The organism is Enterocloster citroniae, from assembly GCF_040545455.1.
GTDB lineage: Bacteria > Bacillota > Clostridia > Lachnospirales > Lachnospiraceae > Enterocloster > Enterocloster citroniae.
Map to the genome: position 1 here is coordinate 18,481 of NZ_JBEPLZ010000009.1, position 25,677 is coordinate 44,157.

Genomic DNA, 25,677 nt, shown 5'->3' on the forward strand with positions numbered 1-25,677 from the left:
TTCTTCTCTCCTTTCAGTATTGTATCCTAAACCATATCGATCACTTGGCCCACTGTGCGGTCCGGATCCTCCACTCCCCTGAATATGATCCTGCACAGATAATAGTAAATATATTCCAGTTTTTCCGGCGTCACTACCCCGGTCTGGTATTCAAACCCAAAGTCCAGACCATTGTCCGAAGCCCTGTGGCTCACGGTGAGATACAGGGTATGGGCCGCAACTCCGTTGGAATAACGGGCTGTCTTATACTTGATATCCCCCAGCTTATCCAGTCCCGGTCCATCGTATTTCATGGCAAGGGGCTGGTAGGTCAGGCTTAAGGGCTCATAGGTCTGTCCGTCCCTCAGCTTGTAATAGTCGTGGCGGTAATTAAAATACTCCGATGGACTGTAGTTTGCATGCCGGAAATACTGGTTCTGGGCATCCCGTATTTTCAAAAGGCCTTCCATGAATGTATCTTCTTTTGGCACAATGGTCCTGAAGGGAAAGCAGTGGATCCGGCTACCGCCGCAGCGCTTTTCCAGCAGCGTGGCCCGCCTTGCAATGGTAGTGGTAATGGACACGTCCTCCTGGTCATTTTCCTTCTGAAGGTAGGTACGCAGGCCCATAAGCAGCAGACAGGTCATGGAAACGCCTCTGCTCTCACAGAAATCCAAAAGCTTCCCGGAGGGCTCCCCTTCCAGATGGAAATTGGTGATATTTGCTTCCACATTGTCGGAGGTGTTGGTGGCTGCCCGGAGATTTCTGTTGCGGGTGGATCTTCTCTCCTTCAGCAGTTTTTCCGGACCGCATATGTCCGTAAATATGGGCTCGGAGGAAGCGATCATTTTCTCAAAAAACTCCCTGTCCTTTTCGCTGGACCGGCTGCCTGCCTCGTAAGCCAGATCCTTTTCCAGCTGCCTGATATAGGAGGACATTTCCTTGGGATAATGGATTTCCTCGTACAGACGGCTGCAATACAGCTCAATCACGTCCTTAAAAAACACGATCAGGGACTGGGCATCCATGGTCATATGGTCCACACATATGTAAAGGCCCTGATATCCGTCCGGCATCTTGATCATCACAATGTAATGCATGGTGGAATCATAACGCTCAAAGGGGACCTCCGTCCACCGGCGCAGCATATTCTCTGCATCCTCTTCCTTCCAGCCTGTGAAGTCGAAGTGTTCGATCTCCCTGGTCTCCTCTTTTACCACATATTGGTAAATAGTTCCGTCTTTATCCCTGGCAAACCTAAGGCGCATGGATTCGCATCTGGCAATGGCTTCCCTGATACACTCCCGGAGCACATCCCAGTCCAGGTCGCTCTCAATGGTCAGGCTGGATCCGATATTCAGCACCTGTTTTTTAGGACAGTACTTAAGACAGTAAAAATGCAGTTTCTGTGCAGATGTCAGCGGGTACACTTTATAGCCTTTTCTGGTTTTCATGTTTTCCCCTTTCTTATTCCTCAATGATCCAGATACCGGCGGATCAGCTGATCCACCGCGTTTTCATAGCTCTCCGTATCCTTATAATAAGCTTCCGCATGGCTGGCCCCGGAAACCACCAAAAGTGACTTGGGGGACCTGCATGCATTGTAAAGATCATAAACCATGGAACAGGGCACAAATGTGTCCTTGTCTCCATGTATGAAAAGAATGGGTATCTTTGCCCTCTTCACCTCATCCCTGGCATTGCACTCATTCAGGCCGTATCCGGCCTCCTCCCTTGCCATGCGGTCCGCGATCTGCATCACGGGAAATGCAGGCATGTGGTACATGGATCTCAGCACATGGCTGAACACCTCCCAGGCAGAGGTAAAGGCACAGTCTGAAACCGCGGCCCTGACCTGGGGAGGAAGGGTTAGTCCTGTGGTCATCAGCACGGTGGCGCCTCCCATGGAAATGCCGTGAAGCATCAGTCCACAATCCTGTCCCAGGCGGGATACCACGTACCGGATCCACCCCAAAGCGTCATGGCGGTCCAGGCAGCCAAACCCAATGTAGGTTCCCTCACTTTTTCCATGGGCCCTCTCATCCGCCACCATCAGATTGAATCCTTTTTCCAGATAGAATCTGGCAATGCTGGAAAAATCATTCAGCCCTTCACTGGTATATCCGTGGAAACATACCACAGCCCGCTTGGAGCCTTCACAGGGAAAGAATGTCCCGTGGAGCCTCAACCCGTCAGCAGATGTGATAAACACGTCCTCCTTCTCCTGCCCGGCCAGCCATTCCTTGCTGGCCCTGATTCCGGGAATGTATGCATCCCAGTCGGTTCCCGCCATTTTCTGGGTCCGCTCACGCTTTGCATTGCCGCGCATCACGGTCCGGTGGAAAAAGTATCTGGCAATCCCGTATTCCCCTGCGGCGCCTGCCGCGGCCAGGCCCATGAACATGCCCATTCTTCCCATATGTACTCCTTTCCATGTCCTAGACAAACTTCTGAAGCATCAGCGCCTTTTCAAGGCTTCCTTCCACCTTCAGCTTTCCTGTTGTAAATGCAAAAACAGGATCCAATTTTCCGGCTGCCAGCTTTAGCAGCGTATCTGCTGAGCAGATAAAAATTGCATCCCTGTCATAATACTCATATGGCTCCACGTACAGCTTTCCCTCTTTTACCTCGGCATAAAAAGTCCCCTGGCCCTCGCCTGTAATATCAAACTGAAAGGCCAGATGCTCCCCTATCCCGCTCACATCCGCTTTCATGAAAATTTCCCTGACTGTTTCAAATAATGTTTCATACGTCATATGGTCTCTCCTCTGCCCTTTTGGCATTCCCATCTTCGACTAGCGGTCGAATCTGTGGTAAGCTAAACATATCACGTTTTCGACCGTCAGTCAAGTATGGTGTTTTCCTTTGTATTCTGCTATACTGGAAAGTATTCTAAAGAAAATACAGAGGATTTTTTATGCAAAACCATAATAAACGGGAACAGATTCTGGATGCCATGCAGGAACTTATGGGTTCCTCCAATGCCCAGGCCATTTCCGTAAGCGATATTGCCCAAAAAGCAGGGATTGGAAAGGGAAGTATTTATTACTATTTTTCCTCCAAAAATGACATCATAGATGCGGTGATCGAGCGTTCCTATTCCCGTGTGCTGGACGCAGGCAAGGAATTGGCTGCATCCTCCCACATGGATGCCTTTAAGAAAATGGAACTCATATACCATGCCTGTCTGGACTCCTCCACGGAGCTGAGGCGCCAGGAAGCCATCGGTACCTTTAACGAACAGCAGGAAAGCGCATTCATCCACCAGAAGTTTGCCCGCATTATCATCACCAGGCTGAAGCCCATACTGACTGATATCATCCGCCAGGGCATGGAGGAGGGTACCATACACTGTGAGTACCCGGAGGAGACTGCCCAGATCGTACTGACCGTGCTGACCATTACCCTGGATAACAACCTGATCCCTGCTGATCAGGACCAGATCGGGCGTATCCTTACCGCCTTTACCCAGATGCAGGAAAAGAGCATGGACATACCGGCCCATACCCTGGAGTTTGTGCTGCGGAAAAATTAAGCCCAATCCATATCCGCCAGGAACATTTTAACCAACCAAAAGAGGTATTTCCCCACTTTTCCCTACCCTTTTTCCTCATTCTGGCTTATAATATCTATGGCTTAACGGGCTGGCAGATGTTTCCAGCGCAGGAAAGATGAACGACAGCGCCCTTCTCAGGCGCAGAGAGGATACACAGGAATTATGAAAGACTCACAAAAGCAGGTCCTTGTTAAGGTTCTCCTTGGCATCCGCAATACCGCAGTGGCCATACTGGGTATATTCGGATGGCTTTTTCATGCCTTCCTGGCAGTACTTACCGCAGGGCTGATCTGCGGGGCCCTGGCAGGGATCCTTATCTATGCTAAGGTGAAACCGGAACTGGACCAGTGCAGGGTAATTGCTTACGACAAGCTGGCCCAGATGGAGAGAACGGATTTCTCCATGCTCAGCGACACTGTCATCTATGACAAGGACAACAGGCAGATCGGCCTGATCAATGCAGGCCATTACCAGTATGTGGACATCTCCCACATCAGCATGAATATCCAGAATGCGTATATTGCTCAGGAGGACAGGCGTTTTAAGAGCCATACCGGCGTGGACTGGATCGCCACCTTCCGTGCAGGGCTGGCCCTTATAAAACACGGCGGGACCGTGACCCAGGGAGGCAGCACCATCACCCAGCAGGTGATCAAGAATACATATCTGACCCGGGAGCAGACATTCACGCGCAAGATCGTGGAAATACTGCTGGCCCCGGAAATCGAAAAGGAATACTCCAAAGCAGATATCATGGAATTCTACTGCAATACCAATTTCTATGGCCATCAGTGTTATGGGGTGGAGGCTGCCAGCCGGTACTATTTCGGCAAGCATGCAGCTGACCTGAGGGTGGATGAGGCCGCTGTCCTTGTGGGCATCAGCAACAGTCCCTCCGCCTATGACCCGGTGGCACATCCTGAAGCATCCCTTGAAAAGCGAAACGATGTCCTAAAGAGCATGCACGAGATCGGTGAGCTCTCGGATGAAGATTACCAGTCAGCCGCTGCCCGCCCATTGATCGTGGTGCAGCAGGAATCCGAGGGCACGGACGAGAATTACCAGAGCAGCTATGCTATCCACTGCGCGGCCCTGGAACTGATGAAAAAAGATGGATTTGATTTCCGGTACACATTTGAGGACAAGGAAGACTACACGGAATATACAAACCGGTATAAAAGCGCGTACACGGAAAAGTCGGACCTGATCCGGGCAGGCGGCTTTCAGATCTATACCTCCCTTGACAGCAGCCTTCAGGAAATGCTCCAGTCTGACATTGACCAGGGTCTTTCCTCCTACACCGAACTCCAGGAAAACGGCAAATTCGCCCTCCAGGGCGCCGGCGTGGTGGTGGACAACCGCAGCAATTATGTGGTTGCCATTGTGGGGGGCCGGGGCACAGAGGACCAGTTTAACCGGGCCTACCTGAGCGCCAGGCAACCGGGAAGCACGATCAAACCCCTGATTGATTACGGCCCTGCTTTTGACACGGGCGAATACTACCCCACCAGGATCATGGACGACCACAAATGGGAAGACGGCCCCTCCAACAGCGGCGAACACTACTACGGAAATGTGACCGTGAGGGAAGCCCTGAACCGAAGCCTGAACACGGTGGCCTGGCAGATACTGGAGGACATTGGCGTAAACTACGGCCTGGACTACCTTGGCAGGATGGAATTCCAGAAACTGACCTATGTGGATAACGGAGTGCCCTCCTTGAGCATCGGCGGCTTTACCAACGGCGTGCGGGTGGTAGACATGGCCAAGGGATACAGTACGCTGGCCAATAACGGCGTGTACAATGACCGGACCTGTATCACAAAGATCCTCCACGAACATGACGGTGAACTTTCCAAAGATATGAAGCCTTCCGCCAGTCAGGTGTACCGCGATGATTCCGCCTTTATGCTCACGGACATCCTGAAGGGCACCCTGAACGAGAGCTACGGCACGGGCCATGGCCTGGCCCTGGACAACGGTATGCCTGCCGCCGGCAAGACAGGCACCACCAACAGCAGCAAGGATACCTGGTTCTGCGGTTATACCCGTTACTACACCACCGCTATCTGGGTGGGGTACGACATTCCCAGGGACATGCCGGGCATCTACGGCGCCACCTATGCCGGGAGAATCTGGAAAAATATTATGAATCAGATCCACTCCGGCCTGGAGCCATGGGATTGGGAGCAGCCCGAGACCGTGGAGCGGCGGGCCGATACCAAAACAGGAATCGAGGATTATTTCAGCACCACAGCAGAGCTGCGGTCCCAGCAGAGCCTTCATGACAAGGAGCAGAGGGCGCTCACCGCTCAGCTGGAAGCTGACGTGGAGGATTTTACCGCCCGTGAGATCAGCACGGTGGAGGATACCTACGCGGTCAGGAGTCTTTACCAGAGCATCACTTCCCGCCTTCCCCTTCTGGATGACGGGGATCTGCGCGCCCGTATGCTGGATCAGGTCGAAAGCCGTTACGATTATTTTGAGGGGATCATTTCCCAGATGTCGGACACCATTGCCCTGTATGAAAAGCAGAAGGCGGCTGACGAGGCCCGGGCCCAGGAACAGGCCATGAAGGACGCCGAGCAGCGGCGCATACAGACAGAAAAGGATACAAAAAAGAACGAATTCCTTCAGGCTCTGCGTCTTGTGGAGGAACTTGAATACCAGCAGGACAACGCACAGTCCCTGGTACAGGATGCCATTACCAAGCTCCCCCTGGTGTCCGGCGACCCGGAACAGCAGTCATTTGCGGACCGGCTCCAGGCAGCGATCCAGAGGATCTCCACACTGCCCACCGAGGATGAATGGAATGCGGCCCAGGAACAGGAGCGGGCCGCCCAGGAGCAGGCCCAGATCCAGGCAGACCATCAGGCTCAGATGCAGCAGAACCAGCTGCAGTCAGCCCTGGACAGGGAGAAGTTTAAGTGGAACAATCTGGAATACTATGGACCAGGAGGAAGACCGGACTATGACAAATAAGATATGGGAAAAAATAAAACATAAGCGCACCGCCTCCGCTCCTGCCTGTCCCAAGGAAACAAACCCTTATTCCATGCCCTGCAGCGCCTGGTTCTTCACCTTTATGTGCATGAATATCCCCATTGCCGGATGGATCTACCTGCTGCATCTGGCTTTTGGAAAAAAAGAAAACCAGCTGCGGGATTTCGCCAAAGCCTATCTGGTATATAAACTGGTATTCCTGGCGATCGCACTGGTGCTGCTCGGGATCATGGTCTGGATCGGCCTGGATCTCGCAGATAAGGTGCTGGCTTATATGGAAATGCTGTGACGATTTTTGCTGCGGCAACCTTTGCTGTATCAACTTTTACCCCATCAACAAAATGCGGCCCGCCTACAGAGTTTTCTTCTGTAGGACGGGCCGCATTATAGTTCAAGCCTGCATCTGCGCCAGCTGCTCCTTAAGGGAAGCGATCTCGGCCTCATATTCCTGAAGCTTCCTGTCCTTCTCCTCCAGCTTTCTCTTCTGTTCTTCCACAATGCGCTGGACCATATTGCGGTCCATCATGGATTCGATCATAAGTCTCAGCTCATCCACGGTTTCTCCGGGAGTCTTGCCTTCCTCATCTATGGTGATATCCGCATATTTTTCATAATAAGGCACCCTTTCATTGTAAAGGTCCCTCAGGGTAAAGCCCGGCTTTAGGGCCACGCCCCGGTCCACCACGTTGCCGATACGGTTCTCCATCTCCTCATAACTCATCTTCAGGTAAACCACCTCGCTGATCTCCTTCAGATGCTTCATGGCTTCCTCACCGTAGATTACGCTGCCCCCCGGTGCAATGACGGAAAGCTGTACATCCAGCCCTGCATTGATGCGTTCCTCCACCTTCAGGAATCCATCCATGCCTTCCTCTGCTATGATTTCCTTCAGCAGCCGGCCCTCCTTTTCCTGGATCACAATATCCACATCCACAAAGGAAAATCCCAGCCTTTTGGCCAGCAGCACGCCTATGGTGCTCTTACCGGAAGAGGGCATCCCTATCATGGTTATATTTGGTTTCACTGCAGTATCCTCCTGGTCTATTTCTTCTTGGACGTATTCCTGCCCTTTTTTGCAGGAGCAGCGGACGTCTTCCGTTTTTTAATGGTCTTTTTCACCGAATACCCGAAGCTGCCCAGCTTTTTCCCCAGCTCAAAATATTCGCCGTGGGAATAACTCACAAGCCCGGAGGCATTCAGATTGAATTTCCCCCTGTCATCCATATACTGGTTATCAATGGTCACACCCATCACCTTGGCGATAAACATGTCATGGCTTCCCAGTTCTTTTATTTCCACTACCTTGCACTCAATGTTCACCGGACTCTCCTCAATCCCCGGAGCCTTTACATACCGGGATTTCTGGGGCGTCAGCCTGGTCTCCGCGAATTTATCCACATCCCGGCCGGATTTGACGCCGCAGTAATCCGTGGCGCGCACCAGCTTCTTATTCACCAGGTTGATGACAAACTCCCCGGTATCCTTGATAATATCATGGGAAAAACGTTCTTTTCTCACAGAGATGGACACCATGGCCGGATCGGAGCAGATGGTTCCCGCCCATGCCACTGTCACAATATTGGGCGTCTCCTCCTCACGTCCGCAGCTTACCATTACCGCCGGTACAGGGTACAGCATGTTGCCCGGCTTCCAATACTCTTTTGCCATATATTCTCTCCTAATCCTGTTCCGCCAGCATCAGCTCCGGAATCAACTGCTTTTTACGTGACACCACTCCGGGAAGGTTAAGGATGGGTTCCTCCTTTTGTGTTGCCTCCTCCAAATCCAGATGAAATGCCTTGGCCGCAAGCTGTACGGCACCCTGGCCCTGGCAGATCAGATCCGTGGACTCTGTCAATATGTTGGTCAGCATAAAGAATACCATATCCAGTCCGCTTCCCTCCCTGGCCTTTTCCATAAATTCCGGCATACGGTGTTTCAGCCCTTCCAGCTCTCCCCCGTTCAGGGAAGTGATCTGGCCCACGCCGATCATCACCTTGCCTGCGGTAAATCGCTTAAAGTCCTGGTAAAAAATCTCTTCATCGGACTTATCTTTCAGGTTGCTGCCCGCCCCAAACATTTCCATTGCGTATTTCTCTATGTCCAGTCCTGCAATGGCTGCCAGGGATCTGGCCGCCATCTCATCCACCGGCGTACAGGTGGGTGAACGGAACAAAAGGGTATCGGACACAATGGCGCTGCACAAAAGCCCTGCAATCTTTTTCTCTATGTCCACACCGGCTTCCTGGTACATCTGATAGATAATGGTGGCCGTACAGCCAAGAGGCTGGTTACGGAAAAATACAGGAGCCATGGTCTGGACCGTGCCCAGCCTGTGGTGGTCGATGATCTCCTGGATCTCCGCGCTCTCGATCCCTGCCACTGCCTGGCTCTTCTCATTGTGATCCACCAGGATCACCTGCTTGCCCTTTGCGCCCAGCAGGTTCCGGCGTGAGATCATTCCCAGGTATCTGCCTTCCTTGTCAAGAATGGGGAAATCGCGGTGACGCTTGCTGGCCATCACCTCCCGTATCTCATCCGTATAATCATCACTGTTAAATGTGATCAGATGTTCCCTTGTCATAAAGTAACTGATGGGCATGCTTTGATTGATCAGACGTGCTGCCGTATAAGTATCATAGGTGGTGGCGATCACCGTGCATCCCCTGTCCTGTGCGATCTTCTTAATGGTCATGGAAACGCCCGCGCCCTCGCACACGATAATTGCGGCCGCGCCCATCTCAATGGCGCACAGCTGGGACTCGTACCTGTTTCCCAGGATCACCAGGTCGTGGGGTTCAATGTAGAATTCCATCAGATCAGGGTTCGCTGCAGCGATCAGCACCTTACCCTTATCAAAATACACATCCGCGTCCCCCACCAGCAGGTCCGCCTCCAGAGTCTCAATAATATTGGAATACTGGGTGTTGGCTTTGGACAAAATGCTGCTGTCGTAAATATTCATGTAGGTCTTTGTAATATCGCCCACCGTGATCAGCCCCTCCAGGGTTCCGTCCGGACGTACCGAGGGAATGGTCACCACGTTATTCTCCTGCATGATCTTCCACGCCTTTTTCAGGGAAATGTTGTCCGCCACCCCCCTGGTCTTGCGGATCTCAATATCCTTGACCTGGGTCCTTACATCCTCCACCAGTTTGGGCTCCTCCACCCCAAAGTAGTCCAGCACAAACTGGGTTTCCCCGTTCACATGGCCCGCCCTGGCAGGCACATACTCCTCTCCTGTCAGCTTATTCTTTAAGTTGGCATAGCAGATGGCCGAACAGATGGAATCCGTATCCGGGTTCCTGTGGCCGATCACTGTGGTCTTTCTCTTTAAATCATGTTCCATCTTTCTTCCTCTTCTCTCTCCCTCTGTTCTTCAAGTCTATGGTAATTTTGTGGTATTCCGGAATCTTTCATAATCTGTTTACATGGGATTCACATTTCGTTCATATTTATTTTTTATACTATTTTCATAAGAGTTATATAATTTCAAATAGGTTTAATAGTAAAATTGCACATAGATTTTTCATAATTGCCCCGGTTGAATTTGGACCGGGGTCTCCTCATATTATGGGATATCCGGATCCCTTTTAATATCACGATTCTTCCCGCCATTTCAGTATATCAAACCAGTTTTCTTTTTTCAACCAGATTCATCTCGTAAATCCGGACAACAAATAGGTTTCCTTTCAGCAAAAGAGGCCGCAGCCCGCGGTTAACAGCGGTTGCGGCCATATTTCCAGGCCATATTTCCAGGCCATATTTCCAGCCATATTTCCAGCCATATTTCCAGCCATATTTCCAGACATATTCCAGACTATATTTCAGGCCTGGGTCCGGCCTGGTGCCTACTTCAGCTTATACTCCTTCTCACACTTAAATTCCGGAAGTTTTTCACCCTTTTCCAGCTTCTTTCCTTTGTTCCCGCTGCTGTCCGCACTGTAAACAGTTCCGGAATCCACACGGTATGTGTACTGATCATCCACCTTATATGCCTTTTCATTGGTTTGTATCTTGCCGGCAGCGTTCACCAGGTATATTTTCCCATCTACCTGAAACGCCTGGTAATCCATGTCATCCCCTGCTTTCACCAGAAGTCCCTCTGAGTACAGGAATCCATCCTTTTCCCCTGTGTATCCGGAGCCTTTTGCGGAGCCGGATGTGGCAAAATAAAATGTCTGCATTTCTCCTGATCCGTCCTCGACCCCATCAATCCGGCCCGTGCGCATCCGACCATCGGAATCTTTGTCGCCAAAATACCCGTTCAGTACCAGATTCCCTGAGATCACTCTCACAAGCCCGGTCTGACGGCATCCATACTGATCCAGGAAATAGCTTTCCCCATTGACCTTGGTAATGGCGCCGTTCATGGTCGTGGCCGTGGTCTTCAGATAGGCAGGTGTACCGTCATTCTCAAAGTAATACCACTCTTTATCCCCTTCCTTTGGCCCTTTGCCGGAATCCAGTTCTTTCAGCACAGTTTGATCCGAGGAGTTTCCGGGATGCTCAGAAAGCTGCTTCCACTGTCCTTTTGTCATATATCCCTCATCCGGTCCGCCCAGGTAGATAAAACGGCTGATCCCCACAGCGTCCCCTGACTGGGCTGAGCTTTTAACCGCATGCCATCCCGTAAGCATGACCCCATTCTCATCAAAGTAATACTTCTTCCCATCTATGGTCGCAGGATTGTACTCCTTGGATGTGGAGCGCTTTGCCTTTCCATTGGACTGGAAATAGAACCACCTTGCATTTTCTCCGGCCTTTTTGTACTCCTTGGAGCTGTCGCCTTCCCGGGGCAGCTGATCTTCGTCAAACTCCAGACACTGCCAGCCCCTTCGCATGGCTCCGTCATCTTTATCCCCCAGATAATAGATGTTGTTACCCTCGTAATACCAACCCGTGCGCATTCTCCCATCGCTGTCAAAGCAGTACCTGCCATCCTCTATATTCTTCCAGCCGTCCTCCTCAGCCTTGCCGTCCCGGCCCAGGAAATACCAGCCCGCCTCCTTCAGACCATCCTTACCGTCAGTATGGATCCAGGAATTTCTGACCATGGCCCCCTCGCCGTCCACATAGTACGTGTTGGCAATCCAGGTGTTTTTCTCCACGGTTCCTTCACTGCCCAGATAGTAGGACACCCCGTCCCTGGTCTTCCAGTCATTAGTCACATAATTGCCCTTGCTGTCCGTGTAGCGCATGGTTCCGTTCTCTTCCACCCAGCCGCTGTCAGCCTTTTTCACCCCTGCTGCCACCGTGCCGTCCGCCGGTCCTATCTCTTTTGTCTCCTCTTTCCTGACTCCTGGGGCAGCAGTCCCTGACACCGGCCCTTTGCCCGCGGGAACGGCTTCCTCTCCCATGGCCGTTCCTGCTGCTATGGACGCCATCCAAAGACCTGCCGTTATTCCCCATATTAATCTCTTTACGGTCATAAACACCACCTCCTGGTTATGAGCACTTCAATACATGTTCTGCTGAGCGCAATGGCTTATATAAATCATTTTACCAGAAAGCGGGTAAAAATAACAGGAATACAAAAGGCAAAAATACATAAGAATTCTTTAATATTCCTGTGTCAGCCATCTCCTGTACGTGAGATCCACAAGAAAGGCTCCCAGCGGCGCTGTGATCAGGATTGCCAGCACAGCCACGGTGAGCACAATATTTCCGCAGGCCAGCCCCATGGACAGAGGCACTCCGCCGATGGCGGCCTGTACCGTGGCCTTTGGCATATACGCCGCCATGCAGAACATCCGCTCCTTCAGATTCAGCTTTGTTCCCACAAGACAGCACATTACCCCTGCCATGCGAAATACCAGCACGCCCAGGATCAGAAGAACAGCCGCGCCCCCAGCAGCAGCGGCGTAGCTTATATCCACAGTTGCACCCACCAGCACAAACAGCAGGATCTCCGCCCCAACCCACAGCTTATTAAATTTAAGTGACAGGCGCCTTGCAACCGGTTCCCGTTTTTTCTGAAGGGCGATCCCCATACACATCACGGAAATAAGGGAAGAAAAGCTGAAAACGCCCTTTAATGAGTCCTCAAGGGATACCAGCACAAAGGAAATACACAGCAGGATAATGACCTTGACCGTGTCCCTGATATGCATTTTCTTAAAATAAACAGCCAGCAGGATCCCCACAGCCGCTCCGATGAGTATGCCCGCCAAGATGGAAAGGGGGATCTGCACAAAGCTGGCTGCAGATACCTGCGCGCCCTGGGCCAGGCCCGTGAAAGCGGAAAACAGCACGATCACAAACACATCATCCACGGAAGCGCCTGCCAGTATCAGCTGAGGAATGCTGTTTTCAGTGCCGTGTCCCTCCTCCATCAGCCTGATCATCTTTGGCACGACCACGGCAGGGGACACCGCCGCCACCACCGATCCCATGATGGCTGCCTCCAGCATGGAAATTCCCAGCAGCCGCGGCGCCAGCGCCACCATGCCAACGATCTCAAAACATGCGGGCACAAAACACATCAATATGGCAGGGCGCCCCACCCGTTTAAGGTCATCCACATCCAGGGACAGGCCGGCCCGCATCAGAATGATGATCAGGGCAATCTTCCTGAGTTCAGCCGAAATCCCCAGTATGGACCCATCGATCAGGTCCAGGACATAGGGCCCCAGGACAATCCCCGTAAGGATCATTCCAGCCAGACTTGGCAGGTGCAGCTTTCTGCAAAGCCACCCTGCGGCCATGCCCACCATTAATACATACGCAATACTTAAAAGCATTTTATTTCCTCCTTAAAACGCAGAAAAGCCGATGGTTTCTGCGTAAATTTACGCAGAAGTCATCAGCTTGATAAGCGGTTTTAGTATTCACTAAGGGAGAACCTCATTCCCATACTCACGTTATATAATATAACCTGCGGCGGGATGTTTGTCAATACTATACGGTACCTTAAATTCTCCTAAGCATACCAGCGCAGTTCCCTGCTTCCTTACCAGAACCCAAGGTGCCGAAATAAAAGGCGGACAAACCGCAAATAAATCATGAACAGAACGTGGAAAAAATGTCAAATAGGTGCTAGAATAGGAGAAAAATACATTGGACAAACAAGGAGAAAAACCATGACAAGCCCCCTTACCATCAGGACCGCATCAGTCAGTGATGCACCGGCCCTGCTCTCCATCTACGCCCCCTATGTGGAGAAAACCGCCGTCACCTTTGAGTACACAGTGCCCAGTCCGGAGGAGTTTCAGACACGGGTCGCCCACACCCTTGACCGCTACCCCTATCTGGTTGCAGAGAGAAACCGGGAGATCATCGGATACGCCTATGCCTCCGCATTTAAAGAGAGAGCCGCCTATGACTGGGCTGTGGAGACTTCTGTCTATGTCTCGGAGAACGCAAGAGGCACCGGAGCCGGAACCACCCTCTATAAAGCCCTGGAGCAGGCACTGGAAAAACAGAATGTGCTGAATGTCAATGCATGCATCTCCTACCCCAACCCTGGCAGCATTTCCTTTCATGAAAAGCTGGGTTACAAAACCGTGGGCCATTTCACCCGGTGCGGCTACAAGCTGGACCAGTGGTGGGACATGATCTGGATGGAAAAAATGCTGGGAGAGCATCCCGCTTCCCCCAGCCCCTTTATTCCCTTTTCCAAACTTTGATTTCTGTTTTAGAGCTCTGTTTTAGAGCTCTGTTTCAGAACTCTGATCACAGCCGGCCGTATATGTCTGCCATGCGCCTGCATTTTCGGATCAGTCCGTCCTCCAGATCACCGGAGCGCATCCTCCACCTCCAGTTCTTGCCCAGGGTGGAGGGTTCATTGGTTCTGGCCTCAGTTCCAAGCCCCAGATAGTCCTGAACAGGGATTACCGCCAGCTTTGCCACGCTGGACATGGCCAGCCGTATAAAATCCCAGTGCACCTGGTCCTCAGGTGTATGCTCATTGCCTATGTATTCCCTGGCAAACGCCCTGTCATGGTCATTCATGCCTGCAAACCAGCTGACCAGCGTGTCATTGTCATGGGTGCCTGTATAGACCACGCAGTTTTCCCCATATTTATGAGGCAGGTATGCGCTGTCCTCTGTCTGGTCAAATGCAAACTCCAGCACCTTCATTCCCGGAAAACCGCTGTCCCTTACCAGCTGTAATACGGTAGGGGTCAGAAATCCCAGGTCCTCGGCTATGATGGGAAGGTCCTCTTTCCCAAAGCAGGTCTGCATTTTGCGGAATATCTCGATTCCCGGTCCCTTTTCCCAGTGTCCGTACTCCGCTGTTTTATCCCCATATGGTATGGAATAGTACTCGTCAAATCCACGGAAATGATCCACCCGCACCACATCATACAGATAAAAACTGTATTCCATGCGCTTCATCCACCAATTATACTCCGTGCGCCTGTGATAACCCCAATCATACAGGGGATTTCCCCAAAGCTGTCCGGTGGCGGAAAACCCGTCCGGCGGACAGCCGGCCACTGCCACAGGAGTCCCCTTTTCATCAAACTGGAACAGTTCCGGATGGGACCAGCTGTCAGCCCCGTCAAATGCCACATAGATGGGGATGTCTCCAATGATGCGTATGCCCTGCTCATTAGCATACTGCTTCAGGGAAGTCCACTGCTCCTCAAACTTGATCTGCTGGAATTCATAAAATCCGATCTCATCTGACAGCTGCTCCCTGTACCGGGCAACCGCTTCCCCTTTTCTGAGCCGGATATCTTCATCCCACAAATTCCAGCTTTTAGATCCAAAGTGATTCTTTATGGCCATGTAAAGACAGTATTCCCTTGTCTCCTCCCCCAGCGTACGGGCGGCCAGATCATGGACCGCGCTCCCCCATTCCAGACCGGATTTCCACCTCTCATACGCCTTTCTCAGTAAAGGGAAACGGCCGTCATACAGCTTTTTGTAGTCAATATCCCTTTCATTGCCGCCAAAATCCACTTCCCTGCACTCTTCTTCTGTGAGAAGCCCCTCTGCAGTGAGCTTTTCCAGATCGATAAAATATGGGTTACCGGCAAAAGCAGAAAAAGACTGGTAAGGCGAATCCCCGAACCCGGTGGGTCCCAGAGGCAGTATCTGCCAGTACTTCTGTCCCGCGGCTTTTAATATATTAACGAACTCATACCCTTCCTTAGAAAATGCTCCAATGCCGTACCGCGAAGGCAGACTGGCAATCGGGAGCAGCATACCACATTCCCGCATCTTATTTATCTCCTTTGATCCGGGCAGCACCTTGTCCTGCTCTGCCTGTTCCCGGAAAATGTCGCTTAATTTTACCACAATTGACAGCGGGATACAAGTTAATCCTTTTAAGGCTTGAAAGGGGGAACTGACGCCGGACAGACATACCGCCGCTTTCCCCTGCTGTGCGTTCCGTACTCAATGGCCTCACTGGGGCAGCGGCAGATACATGCCATGCAGTGGGTACAGTTCTTTCCCCACAAAGGCCTTCCCTTTTCAAGGCGGATATTGTTAAGCGGACAGACCCTAACGCATTTTCCACAGGAAATACAGGAGTCATCCGCATAAAACTTCTTCGCATGGACAAACAGAGGATAGAAGATATCATTCACAATCCCGCTGTTCATCTTATCCTTAAAGCCCAGGCCGGGCTGTGAAAATATCTCCCCGCCCTTGATCCGGCGGGCGGCTTCATCTATAACCCCTTCCGCCTGGCGGATGATCCTTTGCGCTTCCTCCTGTGTGGGGACGGAAAACATGGCAATGTAGTTTTCCGGCATGACAATTGCAGCGCACCCCCGGTAATCCATTTTTTTTACAGCGCACAGTTTTTTCAGATATCTGCCTGCATTTCCAATGTCTCCTCCGCAGGTCATTACAAAGTAAATGTCCCTGTTTCCGGCAAGAGGCGTGTTCTCCAGCCATTCCTGCACAATACGCGGTATTCTCCAGGCATAGGTGGGTGCCACCACGACCCATGGACGGTCCGAGCGCATCTCCCAATGATCGCGGCTTCGGATCTTGCCCAACAGGTCCAAACTGTCATCGCCGGTCTCCCTGCCAATCCTCTTTGCAACATATTCGCTGTTTCCTGTTCCTGAAAAATATAAGATCATCCCAATTGCCTCCCGCCGTATTATTTTTATAGTTTGTTCCTGTTCATTTACCATTATACCGGACAAAAACAGTTAATACAACATTCCCCTTTTCCTATTCCCCTCTCCTGTACTCTCCCGGAGTCCGATGGTACTTTATCCTGAACAGCCTGTTAAAATAAGAAATATTGTCAAATCCGCACCGCTGGGCCACGTCCGTCACCGACATGGCCGTGGAGCGCAGAAATCCGGCCGCCTTTTCCAGCCTGTAGTCATTGAGATACTGGATAAAAGGCATTCCCATATACTTTTTAAAGTATTTCATAAAGTGGGACGTACTGTAAAAACACAGGGCAGCCCCGTCTTCCACGGTAATCTTCTCACCGTAATGGTTCTCAATATATTCCAGGATCAGCTTCATTTTCTCCCTTGATTTTCTCAGCCTCTCCCCTCCTGCCGGAATATTGTCCTCTGCCAGCAGGCCCAGAAGCAGAAACAGAACGCCTTTTACACCCAGTTGGTAGCCATATGCCTTATCTTTGCAGAGAATATCCATATAATGGATACCGTCCATCACATGCTGATAGATATCCATTCCTTCCCTGATATGAATCGGACTGTATGCCTGCCCCTGGGACAATGGCTGAAGGAAATCCGCCGTGCATACATCCTCCTGTGTTGTCATGAGCATGGATAAACGGAATATAATATTCTCATATTCCATCACCTCCTGGCCGGACTGGCTGATCCCGTGAAGCTGTCCCGGGAATATCACCACTGCCTCCCCGGCCTGTACCCTCAGGGGCTCCATATCCACGGTCACCACTCCCCGGCCTTTTTTTACGGAAATGATCTCCAGTTCCTCATGCCAGTGGACCTGTACCTGCTTAAAATCAAGGGGAATGGAACAGGGATAAATATTAAAGGGAAATTCCCTTCCCGCATGTTCCTTGACTTCACGGTAATCATAATAATGACCGGTTCCATGACCATCCAGCATATTTTCCTCCCCAAACCATAATTTTGATAGTATTGTACTATATATTAACATGATTCTGCAAGATTTTCTTATATTATAAAACTATAATACAGACAAACGTACAAGTACTGTCCCCTTGGGGATTCGAGATCACTCTATAAACAGATTGATTGTTTTGAAAGGAAGGAATACCATGAATCAAAAATCATTGGAAGAAATGCTTACCGCCTTATGTAAAAAGGACCTGTCCCTGTGCACGGACCAAGAACTGTACACCGGGCTGCTGCTCCTGGTAAAGGGCATGGCAAAGGAGCGCGCCGCTGCCAGGGGAAAGAAGAAACTCTATTATATTTCCGCTGAATTTCTCATTGGAAAGCTTCTTTCCAACAATTTGATCAACCTTGGGATTTACGACAATGTAAAGGACATCCTGGCAAAGCACGGAAAGTCCTTAAGCCATATGGAGGACATGGAACCGGAACCTTCATTGGGCAACGGCGGCCTGGGCCGTCTGGCAGCCTGTTTCCTGGACTCCATTGCAACCCTTGGCTTAAACGGGGACGGGATTGGGCTAAACTATCACTTCGGTCTGTTTAAACAGCTGTTTTGCAGCAATCTCCAGGACGAAGAGCCTAATCCCTGGATTGAGAATACCTCATGGCTTACCAAAACTAATGTTACCTACCAGGTTCCTTACAAGGGTTTTACCCTTACCTCCAGAATGTATGACATCCAGGTTACGGGTTATGGAAACAGGACCAACACCCTTCATCTCTTTGATGTGGAAACCGTGGATGAATCCCTGGTAACCGAGGGCATTTCCTTTGACAAGACCAATGTTGAGAAGAACCTGACCCTGTTCCTGTACCCGGATGACAGCGACAGGGCCGGACAGGTGCTGCGCATCTGCCAGCAGTATTTTATGGTCAGCAATGCCGCCCGGCTGATCCTGGCAGAAGCCCTTGAAAAAGGCTCCACCCTCTACGATCTGCCCGATTATGCGGTGATCCAGATCAATGACACCCATCCTACCATGGTCATCCCCGAGCTGATCCGTCTTCTCACCTCAGAGCATGGCATGGAAATGGACGATGCCATCCAGGTGGTAAGCAGGACCTGCGCCTATACCAACCACACCATCCTGGCAGAAGCCCTGGAAACATGGCCCATGGAATACTTTAAGGATACGGTTCCCCAGCTCATCCCCATTATGGAAATCCTGGACGACAAGGTGAGAAGGAAATTTGACGACCAGTCAGTGGCCATCATTGACAGAGGTGACCGGGTCCACATGGCCCATATCGATATCCACTACGGCTTCAGCGTCAACGGCGTGGCAGCCCTTCACACCGATATTTTAAAGGAAAATGAACTCCATAACTTTTATGAGATATACCCCGGCAAGTTCAATAATAAAACCAATGGGATCACCTTCCGCAGATGGCTCCTCCACTGCAATCCGCAGCTGTCCGCTTTTATCAGCGGATTGATCGGGGAAGGTTTTAAAAAGGATGCCATGGAGCTTCAGAACCTGAATGATCCTGCATTTACAGGCAATATCAAAACACTACACCGCCTTTTGTCCATTAAGGACAGCAAAAAGGAGGATCTGGCCGTTTATCTTAAGGAAACCCAGGGGTTGGATGTAAATCCGCAGTCCATCTTTGACATTCAGATCAAACGCCTTCATGAGTATAAGCGCCAGCAGATGAACGCCCTGTACCTGATCCATAAATATCTGGAGATCAAACAGGGAAAGAAGCCAACCACTCCCATCACTGCCATTTTCGGGGCCAAGGCAGCTCCTGCCTATGTCATTGCAAAGGATATCATCCATATGATCCTCTGTCTGCAGCAGATCATTGACAATGATCCTGATGTAAAGCCCTGCCTCCAGGTGGTGATGGTGAGCAATTACAATGTAACCCTGGCGGAAAAACTGATCCCGGCCTGCGACATTTCCGAGCAGATCTCCCTTGCTTCCAAGGAGGCCAGCGGCACGGGCAATATGAAGTTCATGCTCAACGGAGCCGTTACCCTGGGCACGGATGACGGCGCCAATGTGGAGATCCATCAGCTGGTGGGGGATGACAATATTTATATTTTCGGCGATTCCAGCCAGACAGTCATTGACCGGTATAAGGACGGAAGCTACTGCTCCAGGGACTACTATGAATCCAATCCCGCCATCAGGGAAGCGGTTGACTTTATCACAGGACCGGCCATGCTCGCTGTCGGATGCAAGGAAAATCTGACCCGCCTTTCCAATGAATTGCTGAACAAAGACTGGTTTATGACCTTCCCTGATTTTGATGCCTACTGCAAAACCAAGGAACAGGCATACAGCGATTATGAAAACCGCACCCAGTGGGCAAAAAAAATGCTTGTAAATATCAGCCAGGCCGGATTCTTCTCCTCCGACCGCACAATTTTGGAATATAACAGGGATATATGGAAGCTGGATGAGGAATAGCATACCGCCGGGGGGATAATTGTAATAAATTTGCCATAATTTTCATAAAATCTTCAAATTCATGTGGTATCTTCTGTGTTATACTTGAGTGAGTTTGAACTTTCATTCCAGTATGACTGAAATCAGATCCATATCGAAAAGGAGTAATTATATTATGAATCAATTAGCGGCAATGGCCCTTTCGCTTGCCCTGGGTACAGCGCTTGCGGCTACCCCTTATAGTACGGCTTCTCTTAACACGGCCTCGTTTCACACCACCGGGGCCGTGGATTCACCGGAGGCATTTTCCACCTTTGCAGTGGGTCCCGGCCTTAACAACCTCTCTGTAAAAGACGACTATGCCTCCTACCAATGGGCATTACGCAATGACGGCCAGGTGCAGAGAATTGAGCGCAAGCTGGACATTAAAACCGTGGACCCCATTATAAACACGGACGAAAACGGGGTGGACAGCATTTCCCTGCCTCCCCTGGGTCCCAGCAACTTTAAAGCCTTGACCACCGATGCGGTCAAGGGGATCGATATCAACATCCAGCCGGCCTGGGAATTCTATGACCAGCTTGAGGCAAAGCGCCCCGTTGTCGTAGCTGTCATAGATACAGGCATCGATACCACTCATCCCGACCTTAAGGATTCCATGTGGGTCAACGAGGATGAGATACCCGGCGATGGCATTGACAATGACGGAAATGGTTACATCGATGACGTGAACGGATGGAATTTCCTTGACAATACCAATCAGCTCTATGTGGGAAAGGAAGACAATCACGGCACCCACGCTGCGGGCACCATTGCTGCGTCCCGCGGCAACGGCGGTATTGCGGGGATCAATGACGGCCAGTATGTAAAGATCATGTCTTTAAAAGCCCTGGGCGGTGAAAGCGGCAAGGGAAGCCCGGAAAGTGTCATAGCCGCCATCCGCTATGCGGAGGCCAACGGCGCCCAGATATGCAATCTGAGCTTTGGCTCTGAAAACTATACCGAGGAATTCATGGCAGTCATACAGAATTCCAAGATGCTCTTTGTGGTGGCTGCCGGAAATGGGGATGAAAATGAAAAGGGATACAGCATTGACCAGTATCCCGTATATCCTGCCAGCCTTCCCTTTGACAATGTGATCACGGTGGCCAACCTTATGTTTGACGGCAAGCTGGACCGAAGCTCCAATTACGGACCTGTGAATGTGGACCTTGCCGCTCCGGGCTGTTTTATCCTGAGCACGATCCCGGACCGTTCCTACGCGTTCATGACCGGCACCTCCATGGCAGCCCCCATGGTAACAGGAGCCGCTGCCATGGTCTATTCCGCCAGACCGGATCTGGATCTGATCGGGGTCAAGAACGTCCTTCTGGCCTCAGCAAAAAAACTGGATACCCTAAACGGCAGGGTACTCAGCGGAGGTATGCTGGATGTGTACTCGGCATTGCAGTGGGGAAGGCCGCAGTAAGATGCGGGTGTTTGGATGGGGCGGAGTACGGGGATAAGGATTCAAGCAGCCGTTGGGTAATGAGTTACAGGTTTTAGTATTTTAGCAAGTTTTATTTTTCTCCCCCCTTCCCATCGCATCATACAGCCCAAAAAAGGCATTGTCCACGACCGCATGGTTTGGACAATGCCTTTTTATTATCACTTATAAATCAATCACGCCATAAGCCATATCTGCTTATATTATACGGGATATGCCTTGCTCTCCTTGTCGGCCACGGAGCTGTCCACCTTTGTCTGCTGGGCTGCTCTGTACTCGAAGAAGTCCTTTGCAACAGCCGGGAACAGTGCATAGCTGAGCACGTCCTCATCCTGCTGTTTCCACTGCGCGCATTCTTTCTCAAACTGAGGCAGCTGCGGCGGGATCAGGTCTGCAGGTCTGCAGGTGATAGGGGTCTCGTCACCGATGATCTTCTTCTGAACCTCGGCGTTAAACGGCTTAACCGTCTGGCCGAACTCACCTAACATGATCTTCTTGGATTCCTTTGGAACCATCTTGTAGCGCTCACCCATGATCACGTTCATAACAGCCTGTGTACCAACGATCTGGGATGATGGTGTAACCAAAGGCGGCTCGCCAAAGTCCTTACGCACTCTGGGGATCTCCTCCAGAACTTCGCGGTACTTGTCTTCCTGTCCTGCGTCCTTAAGCTGCTTTACCAGGTTGGAAAGCATGCCGCCCGGAACCTGATACTGAAGGGTCTTGATGTTAACGCCTAATACCTTTGGATTGAGAAGGCCGCTCTTAAGCGCCTCGTCACGTATGGGCTGGAAGTGATCTGCGATCTCAGCCAGCAGTGCCTGGTCATATCCTGTGTCATATGGAGTTCCGCGGAAGGTCTCCACCATTACCTCGGTAGCCGGCTGGCTGGTTCCCAGTGCCAGAGGCGACATAGCGCAGTCAATGATCTCACAGCCTGCTTCCACTGCCTTTAAGTAGGTCATGGATGCAACGCCGGAGGTGTAGTGGGTGTGCAGGTCGATAGGAAGCTTTGTCCCTTCCTTCAGCGCCTGTACCAACTCTGCTGCTGCGTATGGTGTCAGCAGACCTGCCATATCCTTGATACACAGGGAGTCAGCTCCCATATCCTCAATTCGTTTGGCAATGTCCTTCCAGTAATCCAGTGTATATGCATCACCCAGCGTGTAGCACAGGGCGATCTGTGCATGTCCCTTTTCTTTATTGGTTGCCCTGACGGCTGTCTCCAGGTTACGGATATCATTCAGACAGTCGAAAATACGGATGATATCAATACCATTGGAAATGGACTTCTGTACAAAATATTCCACCACATCATCTGCATAGTGATTGTATCCCAGGATGTTCTGTCCACGGAACAGCATCTGCAGTTTGGTGTTCTTAAATCCGTCCCTCAGTTTCCTAAGTCTATCCCATGGATCTTCCTTCAGGAAACGAAGGCAGGAGTCAAATGTCGCACCGCCCCAGCACTCAACTGCGTGGTAGCCTACCTTGTCCATCTTATCAATAATGGGCAGCATCTGCTCAGTAGACATTCTGGTTGCAAGCAAAGACTGATGAGCGTCACGAAGGACGGTCTCCACAATCTTTACTGGCCTCTTCTCTATCTCTGCCATAGTAATAATTCCTCCTCGTTATGAGCATTAGCGCCTGTCCTTAAGGCGCTTACGTGCGATACAGACCACCGCCGCTCCGACAGGTTTCACACCTGCCTCGCGCAGCGGCTGTCATTGTCAAAATGTGTTGCCACTATACACCAAATATTGCCATGAACGTACCGGCCGCAACTGCTGTACCGATAACGCCTGCAACGTTGGGTCCCATAGCGTGCATCAGCAGGAAGTTGGTAGGATCAGCCTCAGCTCCCACCTTCTGGGATACACGTGCTGCCATGGGAACCGCGGACACGCCTGCGGATCCGATCAGCGGGTTGATCTTGCCTCCGGTCAGCTTGCACAGAAGCTTTCCTAAGAGCACGCCGCCGATGGTGCCGAAGATAAATGCGGTAAGGCCCAGGGCTACGATCTTAATGGTTGTAACATTCAAAAATGCCTCAGCACTTGTGGTTGCGCCTACGGAAGTTCCCAGCAGGATAACAACAATGTACATCAGCGCATTGCTTGCCGTATCAGCCAGCTGCTTCACAACGCCGCTCTCACGGAACAGGTTGCCCAGCATCAGCATGCCTACAAGAGGAGCTGTGGATGGCAGGATCAGACACACCACAATGGTTACAATGATGGGGAATAAGATCTTCTCCAGTCTGGAAACCGGACGAAGCTGTTCCATCTTGATCTTGCGCTCTTTCTCAGTTGTAAGCAGCTTCATAAACGGCGGCTGGATAATGGGTACCAGCGCCATATAGGAATATGCTGCCACTGCAATGGGCCCCATGATCTGGGTCTGTCCCAGCTTACTGCACAGGAACAGGGAAGTAGGTCCGTCCGCGCCTCCAATGATGGAGATGGCAGCTGATTCCTTGCCTGAGAATCCCAACAGGATAGCCAGGAAATAGGCGGAATAAATACCCAGCTGTGCGGCAGCACCCATCAAGAAGCTGATGGGGTTTGCGATCAGCGGACCAAAGTCTGTCATGGCTCCCACGCCCAGGAAGATAAGGGAAGGCAAGATGCTCCACTCATCCAGCTGGAAGAAGTACCACAGAAGTCCTCCGGTGCCATTGGAGGTCTCCTCCGGAGAGTACATGATCTCCGGATAAATATTAACCAGCAGCATACCGAAAGCAATCGGAATCAGCAGCAGGGGTTCAAATCCTTTTCTGATCGCAAGGTATAAGAACACCAGGGCTACTAAGATCATCACATAATTCCCCACTCCCAGATGGAAAAACGCCATCTGGTTCAGCAGGTTGTTTATCAAATTGCCAAAATCCATAATGTTCCCTCCATAATGAATCCCATATTGCTATGGGTCCATCTTTTCTATTAGTTCAGAGTAGCCAAAACCGCGCCGGATTCAACGGAATCGCCAGTGGATACATTAATGCTGGCAATGGTTCCATCCTGAGGAGCCACAATATCGTTTTCCATCTTCATGGCTTCCAGAACCAGAATAACATCACCCTTCTTAACAGCCTGTCCAACAGCGCTCTTTACTGCAACTACCTTGCCGGGCATGGGAGCTGCCACCTGTACGGAGCCTGCTGCGCCTGCGGGAGCTGCCGCTGGTGCAGGAGCTGCTGCAGGGGCTGCGGCCGGTGCAGGAGCTGCCACCGGTGCTGCGGCCACTGGTGCAGCACCGGCTGCTGCGCCCTCTTCAACGGTTACTGCATATGCTTTTCCATTTACTGTAATTGTATATGTCTTCATTATATAATTCCTCCTGAAATTAAGAATAATTACGGAATCCCTGTTCCTTATCTCCGCCTGGAACCCTGTACCCGGCGGATGGAACGAACCACCAGTCCGTTAGAAGAAGTTCCCTCATAAGCGGCAATGGCCGCTGTTATAACTGCCACAAGTTCTGCGTCATCAGACAGATCCGCACTTACTGCCGGTGCCGCTGTATTAACCGGTACCGCCGGTACTGGTGCCGGAGTGTCTTTCTTTGTATTCTTTCCTGTCTCCCACTGATGGATGAACTTAAAGCAGGCGATCAAAAGGCTGATGAAGATAAGTACCGCGAACACGGTTCCGATACCGATCGCGGAATAAACCGTTGCCGATTCCATCAAACTGCCTACATCCTTGGCGTCATCATCGTTCCCCAGGTCGGTGAACTCTGTCTTAAGTTCCTGTGTGGCCATATTCAGGTTCAGCACGTACTGCATGGAACCCTCTGTAAAGGTAACAGGAATCATCACCGTATAACTGCCGTCTGCCAAAAGCACTACGCTTGCGCTGTCCAGGTCAATTCCCTTAACATCTCCCAGCTCATGTCTGATCTCGATCTGGGTATTGTACAGGTTTGCGCTTTCCTGATCCCCCTGGGCCTCGGTCAGTGCCTTCTGGATGATCATCTGCTCCATGGATGTTCCCAGGGTCTGGGCCGCTGAAAGCTTCAGGGACTGGGCCATGGCGTCATCTACAAGAGTTCCCTCCGTACTGATCTCGGGAACCTTTGCCGCAGCATCTTCCTGTTTTGCAGTACAGGCTGACAGGCTCACCAGGCAGGCAGCCATGAGAACCGCTGCTGCCACTCGTTTCATTAATCGTCTCATATACCTGTCACCTCTCT

The 25,677-nt window shown here is 51.1% G+C and carries 21 protein-coding genes and 1 riboswitch; of the genes, 6 read left to right on the forward strand and 15 right to left on the reverse strand.

The annotated features are described in order from the left end of the window. Window positions 1-26 precede the first annotated feature (26 nt). The 3 genes from ABID13_RS13750 to ABID13_RS13760 are packed head-to-tail and all read right to left on the reverse strand — an operon-like array spanning window position 27 to window position 2,735. Window positions 27-1,433 carry a condensation domain-containing protein gene (locus ABID13_RS13750; protein WP_048929925.1) on the reverse strand — a complete coding sequence of 469 codons (1,407 nt, stop codon included), beginning with the start codon at window positions 1,431-1,433 and terminating at the stop codon, window positions 27-29. Between the two features lie 20 nt (window positions 1,434-1,453). Beyond that, complete coding sequence (locus tag ABID13_RS13755) at window positions 1,454-2,398, reverse strand: alpha/beta hydrolase (RefSeq protein WP_007866313.1); 945 nt, start codon at window positions 2,396-2,398, stop codon at window positions 1,454-1,456. Between the two features lie 19 nt (window positions 2,399-2,417). Next, a complete protein-coding gene (locus ABID13_RS13760) occupies window positions 2,418-2,735 on the reverse strand; it encodes an SCP2 sterol-binding domain-containing protein (RefSeq protein WP_007866314.1) in 318 nt (105 codons plus the stop codon). 161 nt (window positions 2,736-2,896) lie between these two features. On the opposite strand from ABID13_RS13760, the gene ABID13_RS13765 reads away from it, so the two are divergent. The 3 genes from ABID13_RS13765 (at window position 2,897) to ABID13_RS13775 (ending at window position 6,827) form a co-directional block, all read left to right on the forward strand. Continuing rightward, on the forward strand, window positions 2,897-3,514 hold the full coding sequence (locus tag ABID13_RS13765) for a TetR/AcrR family transcriptional regulator (RefSeq protein WP_007866316.1): 618 nt from the start codon (window positions 2,897-2,899) through the stop codon (window positions 3,512-3,514). 183 nt (window positions 3,515-3,697) lie between these two features. Then, window positions 3,698-6,517, forward strand: coding sequence for a transglycosylase domain-containing protein (locus tag ABID13_RS13770; protein WP_007866318.1), 2,820 nt, complete (start codon window positions 3,698-3,700; stop codon window positions 6,515-6,517). Continuing rightward, window positions 6,507-6,827, forward strand: coding sequence for a hypothetical protein (locus ABID13_RS13775; RefSeq protein ID WP_082173881.1), 321 nt, complete (start codon window positions 6,507-6,509; stop codon window positions 6,825-6,827). Before ABID13_RS13770 ends, ABID13_RS13775 begins: the two co-directional genes overlap by 11 nt. Before the next feature lie 102 nt (window positions 6,828-6,929). On the opposite strand, the gene ABID13_RS13780 is transcribed toward ABID13_RS13775, so the two are convergent. The 5 genes from ABID13_RS13780 to ABID13_RS13800 form a co-directional block, all read right to left on the reverse strand. After that, entirely contained in the window at window positions 6,930-7,562 is a 633-nt protein-coding gene (locus ABID13_RS13780; RefSeq protein ID WP_007866324.1) for a shikimate kinase, read from the reverse strand. 17 nt (window positions 7,563-7,579) lie between these two features. After that, complete coding sequence (locus ABID13_RS13785; RefSeq protein ID WP_007866326.1) at window positions 7,580-8,206, reverse strand: flavin reductase family protein; 627 nt, start codon at window positions 8,204-8,206, stop codon at window positions 7,580-7,582. Window positions 8,207-8,216: 10 nt separating this feature from the next. Beyond that, window positions 8,217-9,887, reverse strand: coding sequence for a putative manganese-dependent inorganic diphosphatase (locus ABID13_RS13790; protein ID WP_007866329.1), 1,671 nt, complete (start codon window positions 9,885-9,887; stop codon window positions 8,217-8,219). A 502-nt stretch (window positions 9,888-10,389) separates the two neighbouring features. Continuing rightward, a complete protein-coding gene (locus tag ABID13_RS13795; protein ID WP_007866330.1) occupies window positions 10,390-11,970 on the reverse strand; it encodes an N-acetylmuramoyl-L-alanine amidase family protein in 1,581 nt (526 codons plus the stop codon). Between the two features lie 129 nt (window positions 11,971-12,099). Continuing rightward, on the reverse strand, window positions 12,100-13,281 hold the full coding sequence (locus ABID13_RS13800) for a cation:proton antiporter (protein WP_048929926.1): 1,182 nt from the start codon (window positions 13,279-13,281) through the stop codon (window positions 12,100-12,102). A 46-nt stretch (window positions 13,282-13,327) separates the two neighbouring features. After that, window positions 13,328-13,401, reverse strand: a riboswitch (Fluoride riboswitch). A 219-nt stretch (window positions 13,402-13,620) separates the two neighbouring features. On the opposite strand from ABID13_RS13800, the gene ABID13_RS13805 reads away from it, so the two are divergent. Next, window positions 13,621-14,166, forward strand: a complete 546-nt coding sequence (locus ABID13_RS13805; RefSeq protein ID WP_048929927.1) for a GNAT family N-acetyltransferase — start codon at window positions 13,621-13,623, stop codon at window positions 14,164-14,166. A 46-nt stretch (window positions 14,167-14,212) separates the two neighbouring features. Here ABID13_RS13805 and malQ read toward each other — a convergent pair whose 3' ends face one another. The 3 genes from malQ to ABID13_RS13820 form a co-directional block, all read right to left on the reverse strand. Further along, window positions 14,213-15,709, reverse strand: a complete 1,497-nt coding sequence (gene malQ, locus ABID13_RS13810; RefSeq protein ID WP_007866344.1) for a 4-alpha-glucanotransferase — start codon at window positions 15,707-15,709, stop codon at window positions 14,213-14,215. Between the two features lie 107 nt (window positions 15,710-15,816). After that, the gene (locus ABID13_RS13815) at window positions 15,817-16,584 is read right to left on the reverse strand and encodes an EFR1 family ferrodoxin (RefSeq protein ID WP_048929928.1); all 768 of its coding nucleotides are present in this window, start codon (window positions 16,582-16,584) and stop codon (window positions 15,817-15,819) included. Between the two features lie 94 nt (window positions 16,585-16,678). Next, a complete protein-coding gene (locus ABID13_RS13820; protein WP_048929929.1) occupies window positions 16,679-17,563 on the reverse strand; it encodes an AraC family transcriptional regulator in 885 nt (294 codons plus the stop codon). Window positions 17,564-17,735: 172 nt separating this feature from the next. On the opposite strand from ABID13_RS13820, the gene ABID13_RS13825 reads away from it, so the two are divergent. Together ABID13_RS13825 and ABID13_RS13830 are read left to right on the forward strand one after the other, a co-directional pair. Beyond that, window positions 17,736-20,015: a glycogen/starch/alpha-glucan phosphorylase gene (locus ABID13_RS13825; RefSeq protein ID WP_045093489.1), complete on the forward strand. Its 2,280-nt coding sequence runs from the start codon at window positions 17,736-17,738 to the stop codon at window positions 20,013-20,015. A 154-nt stretch (window positions 20,016-20,169) separates the two neighbouring features. Continuing rightward, complete coding sequence (locus tag ABID13_RS13830; protein ID WP_048929930.1) at window positions 20,170-21,462, forward strand: S8 family peptidase; 1,293 nt, start codon at window positions 20,170-20,172, stop codon at window positions 21,460-21,462. 221 nt (window positions 21,463-21,683) lie between these two features. Here the strand turns inward: ABID13_RS13830 and ABID13_RS13835 are convergent, their stop codons facing one another. The 4 genes from ABID13_RS13835 to ABID13_RS13850 form a co-directional block, all read right to left on the reverse strand. After that, window positions 21,684-23,096 carry an oxaloacetate decarboxylase subunit alpha gene (locus ABID13_RS13835; protein WP_045093491.1) on the reverse strand — a complete coding sequence of 471 codons (1,413 nt, stop codon included), beginning with the start codon at window positions 23,094-23,096 and terminating at the stop codon, window positions 21,684-21,686. Between the two features lie 133 nt (window positions 23,097-23,229). Next, a complete protein-coding gene (locus tag ABID13_RS13840; RefSeq protein WP_007866374.1) occupies window positions 23,230-24,375 on the reverse strand; it encodes a sodium ion-translocating decarboxylase subunit beta in 1,146 nt (381 codons plus the stop codon). Window positions 24,376-24,425: 50 nt separating this feature from the next. Continuing rightward, window positions 24,426-24,809, reverse strand: a complete 384-nt coding sequence (locus tag ABID13_RS13845) for a biotin/lipoyl-containing protein (protein ID WP_045093493.1) — start codon at window positions 24,807-24,809, stop codon at window positions 24,426-24,428. Between the two features lie 47 nt (window positions 24,810-24,856). Further along, window positions 24,857-25,660, reverse strand: a complete 804-nt coding sequence (locus ABID13_RS13850; RefSeq protein ID WP_007866377.1) for an OadG family transporter subunit — start codon at window positions 25,658-25,660, stop codon at window positions 24,857-24,859. Between the last annotated feature and the right edge of the window lie 17 nt (window positions 25,661-25,677).

Coding starts and splice junctions, on each gene's coding strand:
- ABID13_RS13750 (WP_048929925.1), bottom strand. CDS start 1,433: ATGAAAACCAGAAAAGGCTATAAAGTGTACCCGCTGACATCTGCACAG.
- ABID13_RS13755 (WP_007866313.1), bottom strand. CDS start 2,398: ATGGGAAGAATGGGCATGTTCATGGGCCTGGCCGCGGCAGGCGCCGCA.
- ABID13_RS13760 (WP_007866314.1), bottom strand. CDS start 2,735: ATGACGTATGAAACATTATTTGAAACAGTCAGGGAAATTTTCATGAAA.
- ABID13_RS13765 (WP_007866316.1), top strand. CDS start 2,897: ATGCAAAACCATAATAAACGGGAACAGATTCTGGATGCCATGCAGGAA.
- ABID13_RS13770 (WP_007866318.1), top strand. CDS start 3,698: ATGAAAGACTCACAAAAGCAGGTCCTTGTTAAGGTTCTCCTTGGCATC.
- ABID13_RS13775 (WP_082173881.1), top strand. CDS start 6,507: ATGACAAATAAGATATGGGAAAAAATAAAACATAAGCGCACCGCCTCC.
- ABID13_RS13785 (WP_007866326.1), bottom strand. CDS start 8,206: ATGGCAAAAGAGTATTGGAAGCCGGGCAACATGCTGTACCCTGTACCG.
- ABID13_RS13790 (WP_007866329.1), bottom strand. CDS start 9,887: ATGGAACATGATTTAAAGAGAAAGACCACAGTGATCGGCCACAGGAAC.
- ABID13_RS13795 (WP_007866330.1), bottom strand. CDS start 11,970: ATGACCGTAAAGAGATTAATATGGGGAATAACGGCAGGTCTTTGGATG.
- ABID13_RS13800 (WP_048929926.1), bottom strand. CDS start 13,281: ATGCTTTTAAGTATTGCGTATGTATTAATGGTGGGCATGGCCGCAGGG.
- ABID13_RS13805 (WP_048929927.1), top strand. CDS start 13,621: ATGACAAGCCCCCTTACCATCAGGACCGCATCAGTCAGTGATGCACCG.
- malQ (WP_007866344.1), bottom strand. CDS start 15,709: ATGCGGGAATGTGGTATGCTGCTCCCGATTGCCAGTCTGCCTTCGCGG.
- ABID13_RS13815 (WP_048929928.1), bottom strand. CDS start 16,584: ATGATCTTATATTTTTCAGGAACAGGAAACAGCGAATATGTTGCAAAG.
- ABID13_RS13820 (WP_048929929.1), bottom strand. CDS start 17,563: ATGCTGGATGGTCATGGAACCGGTCATTATTATGATTACCGTGAAGTC.
- ABID13_RS13825 (WP_045093489.1), top strand. CDS start 17,736: ATGAATCAAAAATCATTGGAAGAAATGCTTACCGCCTTATGTAAAAAG.
- ABID13_RS13830 (WP_048929930.1), top strand. CDS start 20,170: ATGAATCAATTAGCGGCAATGGCCCTTTCGCTTGCCCTGGGTACAGCG.
- ABID13_RS13835 (WP_045093491.1), bottom strand. CDS start 23,096: ATGGCAGAGATAGAGAAGAGGCCAGTAAAGATTGTGGAGACCGTCCTT.
- ABID13_RS13840 (WP_007866374.1), bottom strand. CDS start 24,375: ATGGATTTTGGCAATTTGATAAACAACCTGCTGAACCAGATGGCGTTT.
- ABID13_RS13845 (WP_045093493.1), bottom strand. CDS start 24,809: ATGAAGACATATACAATTACAGTAAATGGAAAAGCATATGCAGTAACC.
- ABID13_RS13850 (WP_007866377.1), bottom strand. CDS start 25,660: ATGAGACGATTAATGAAACGAGTGGCAGCAGCGGTTCTCATGGCTGCC.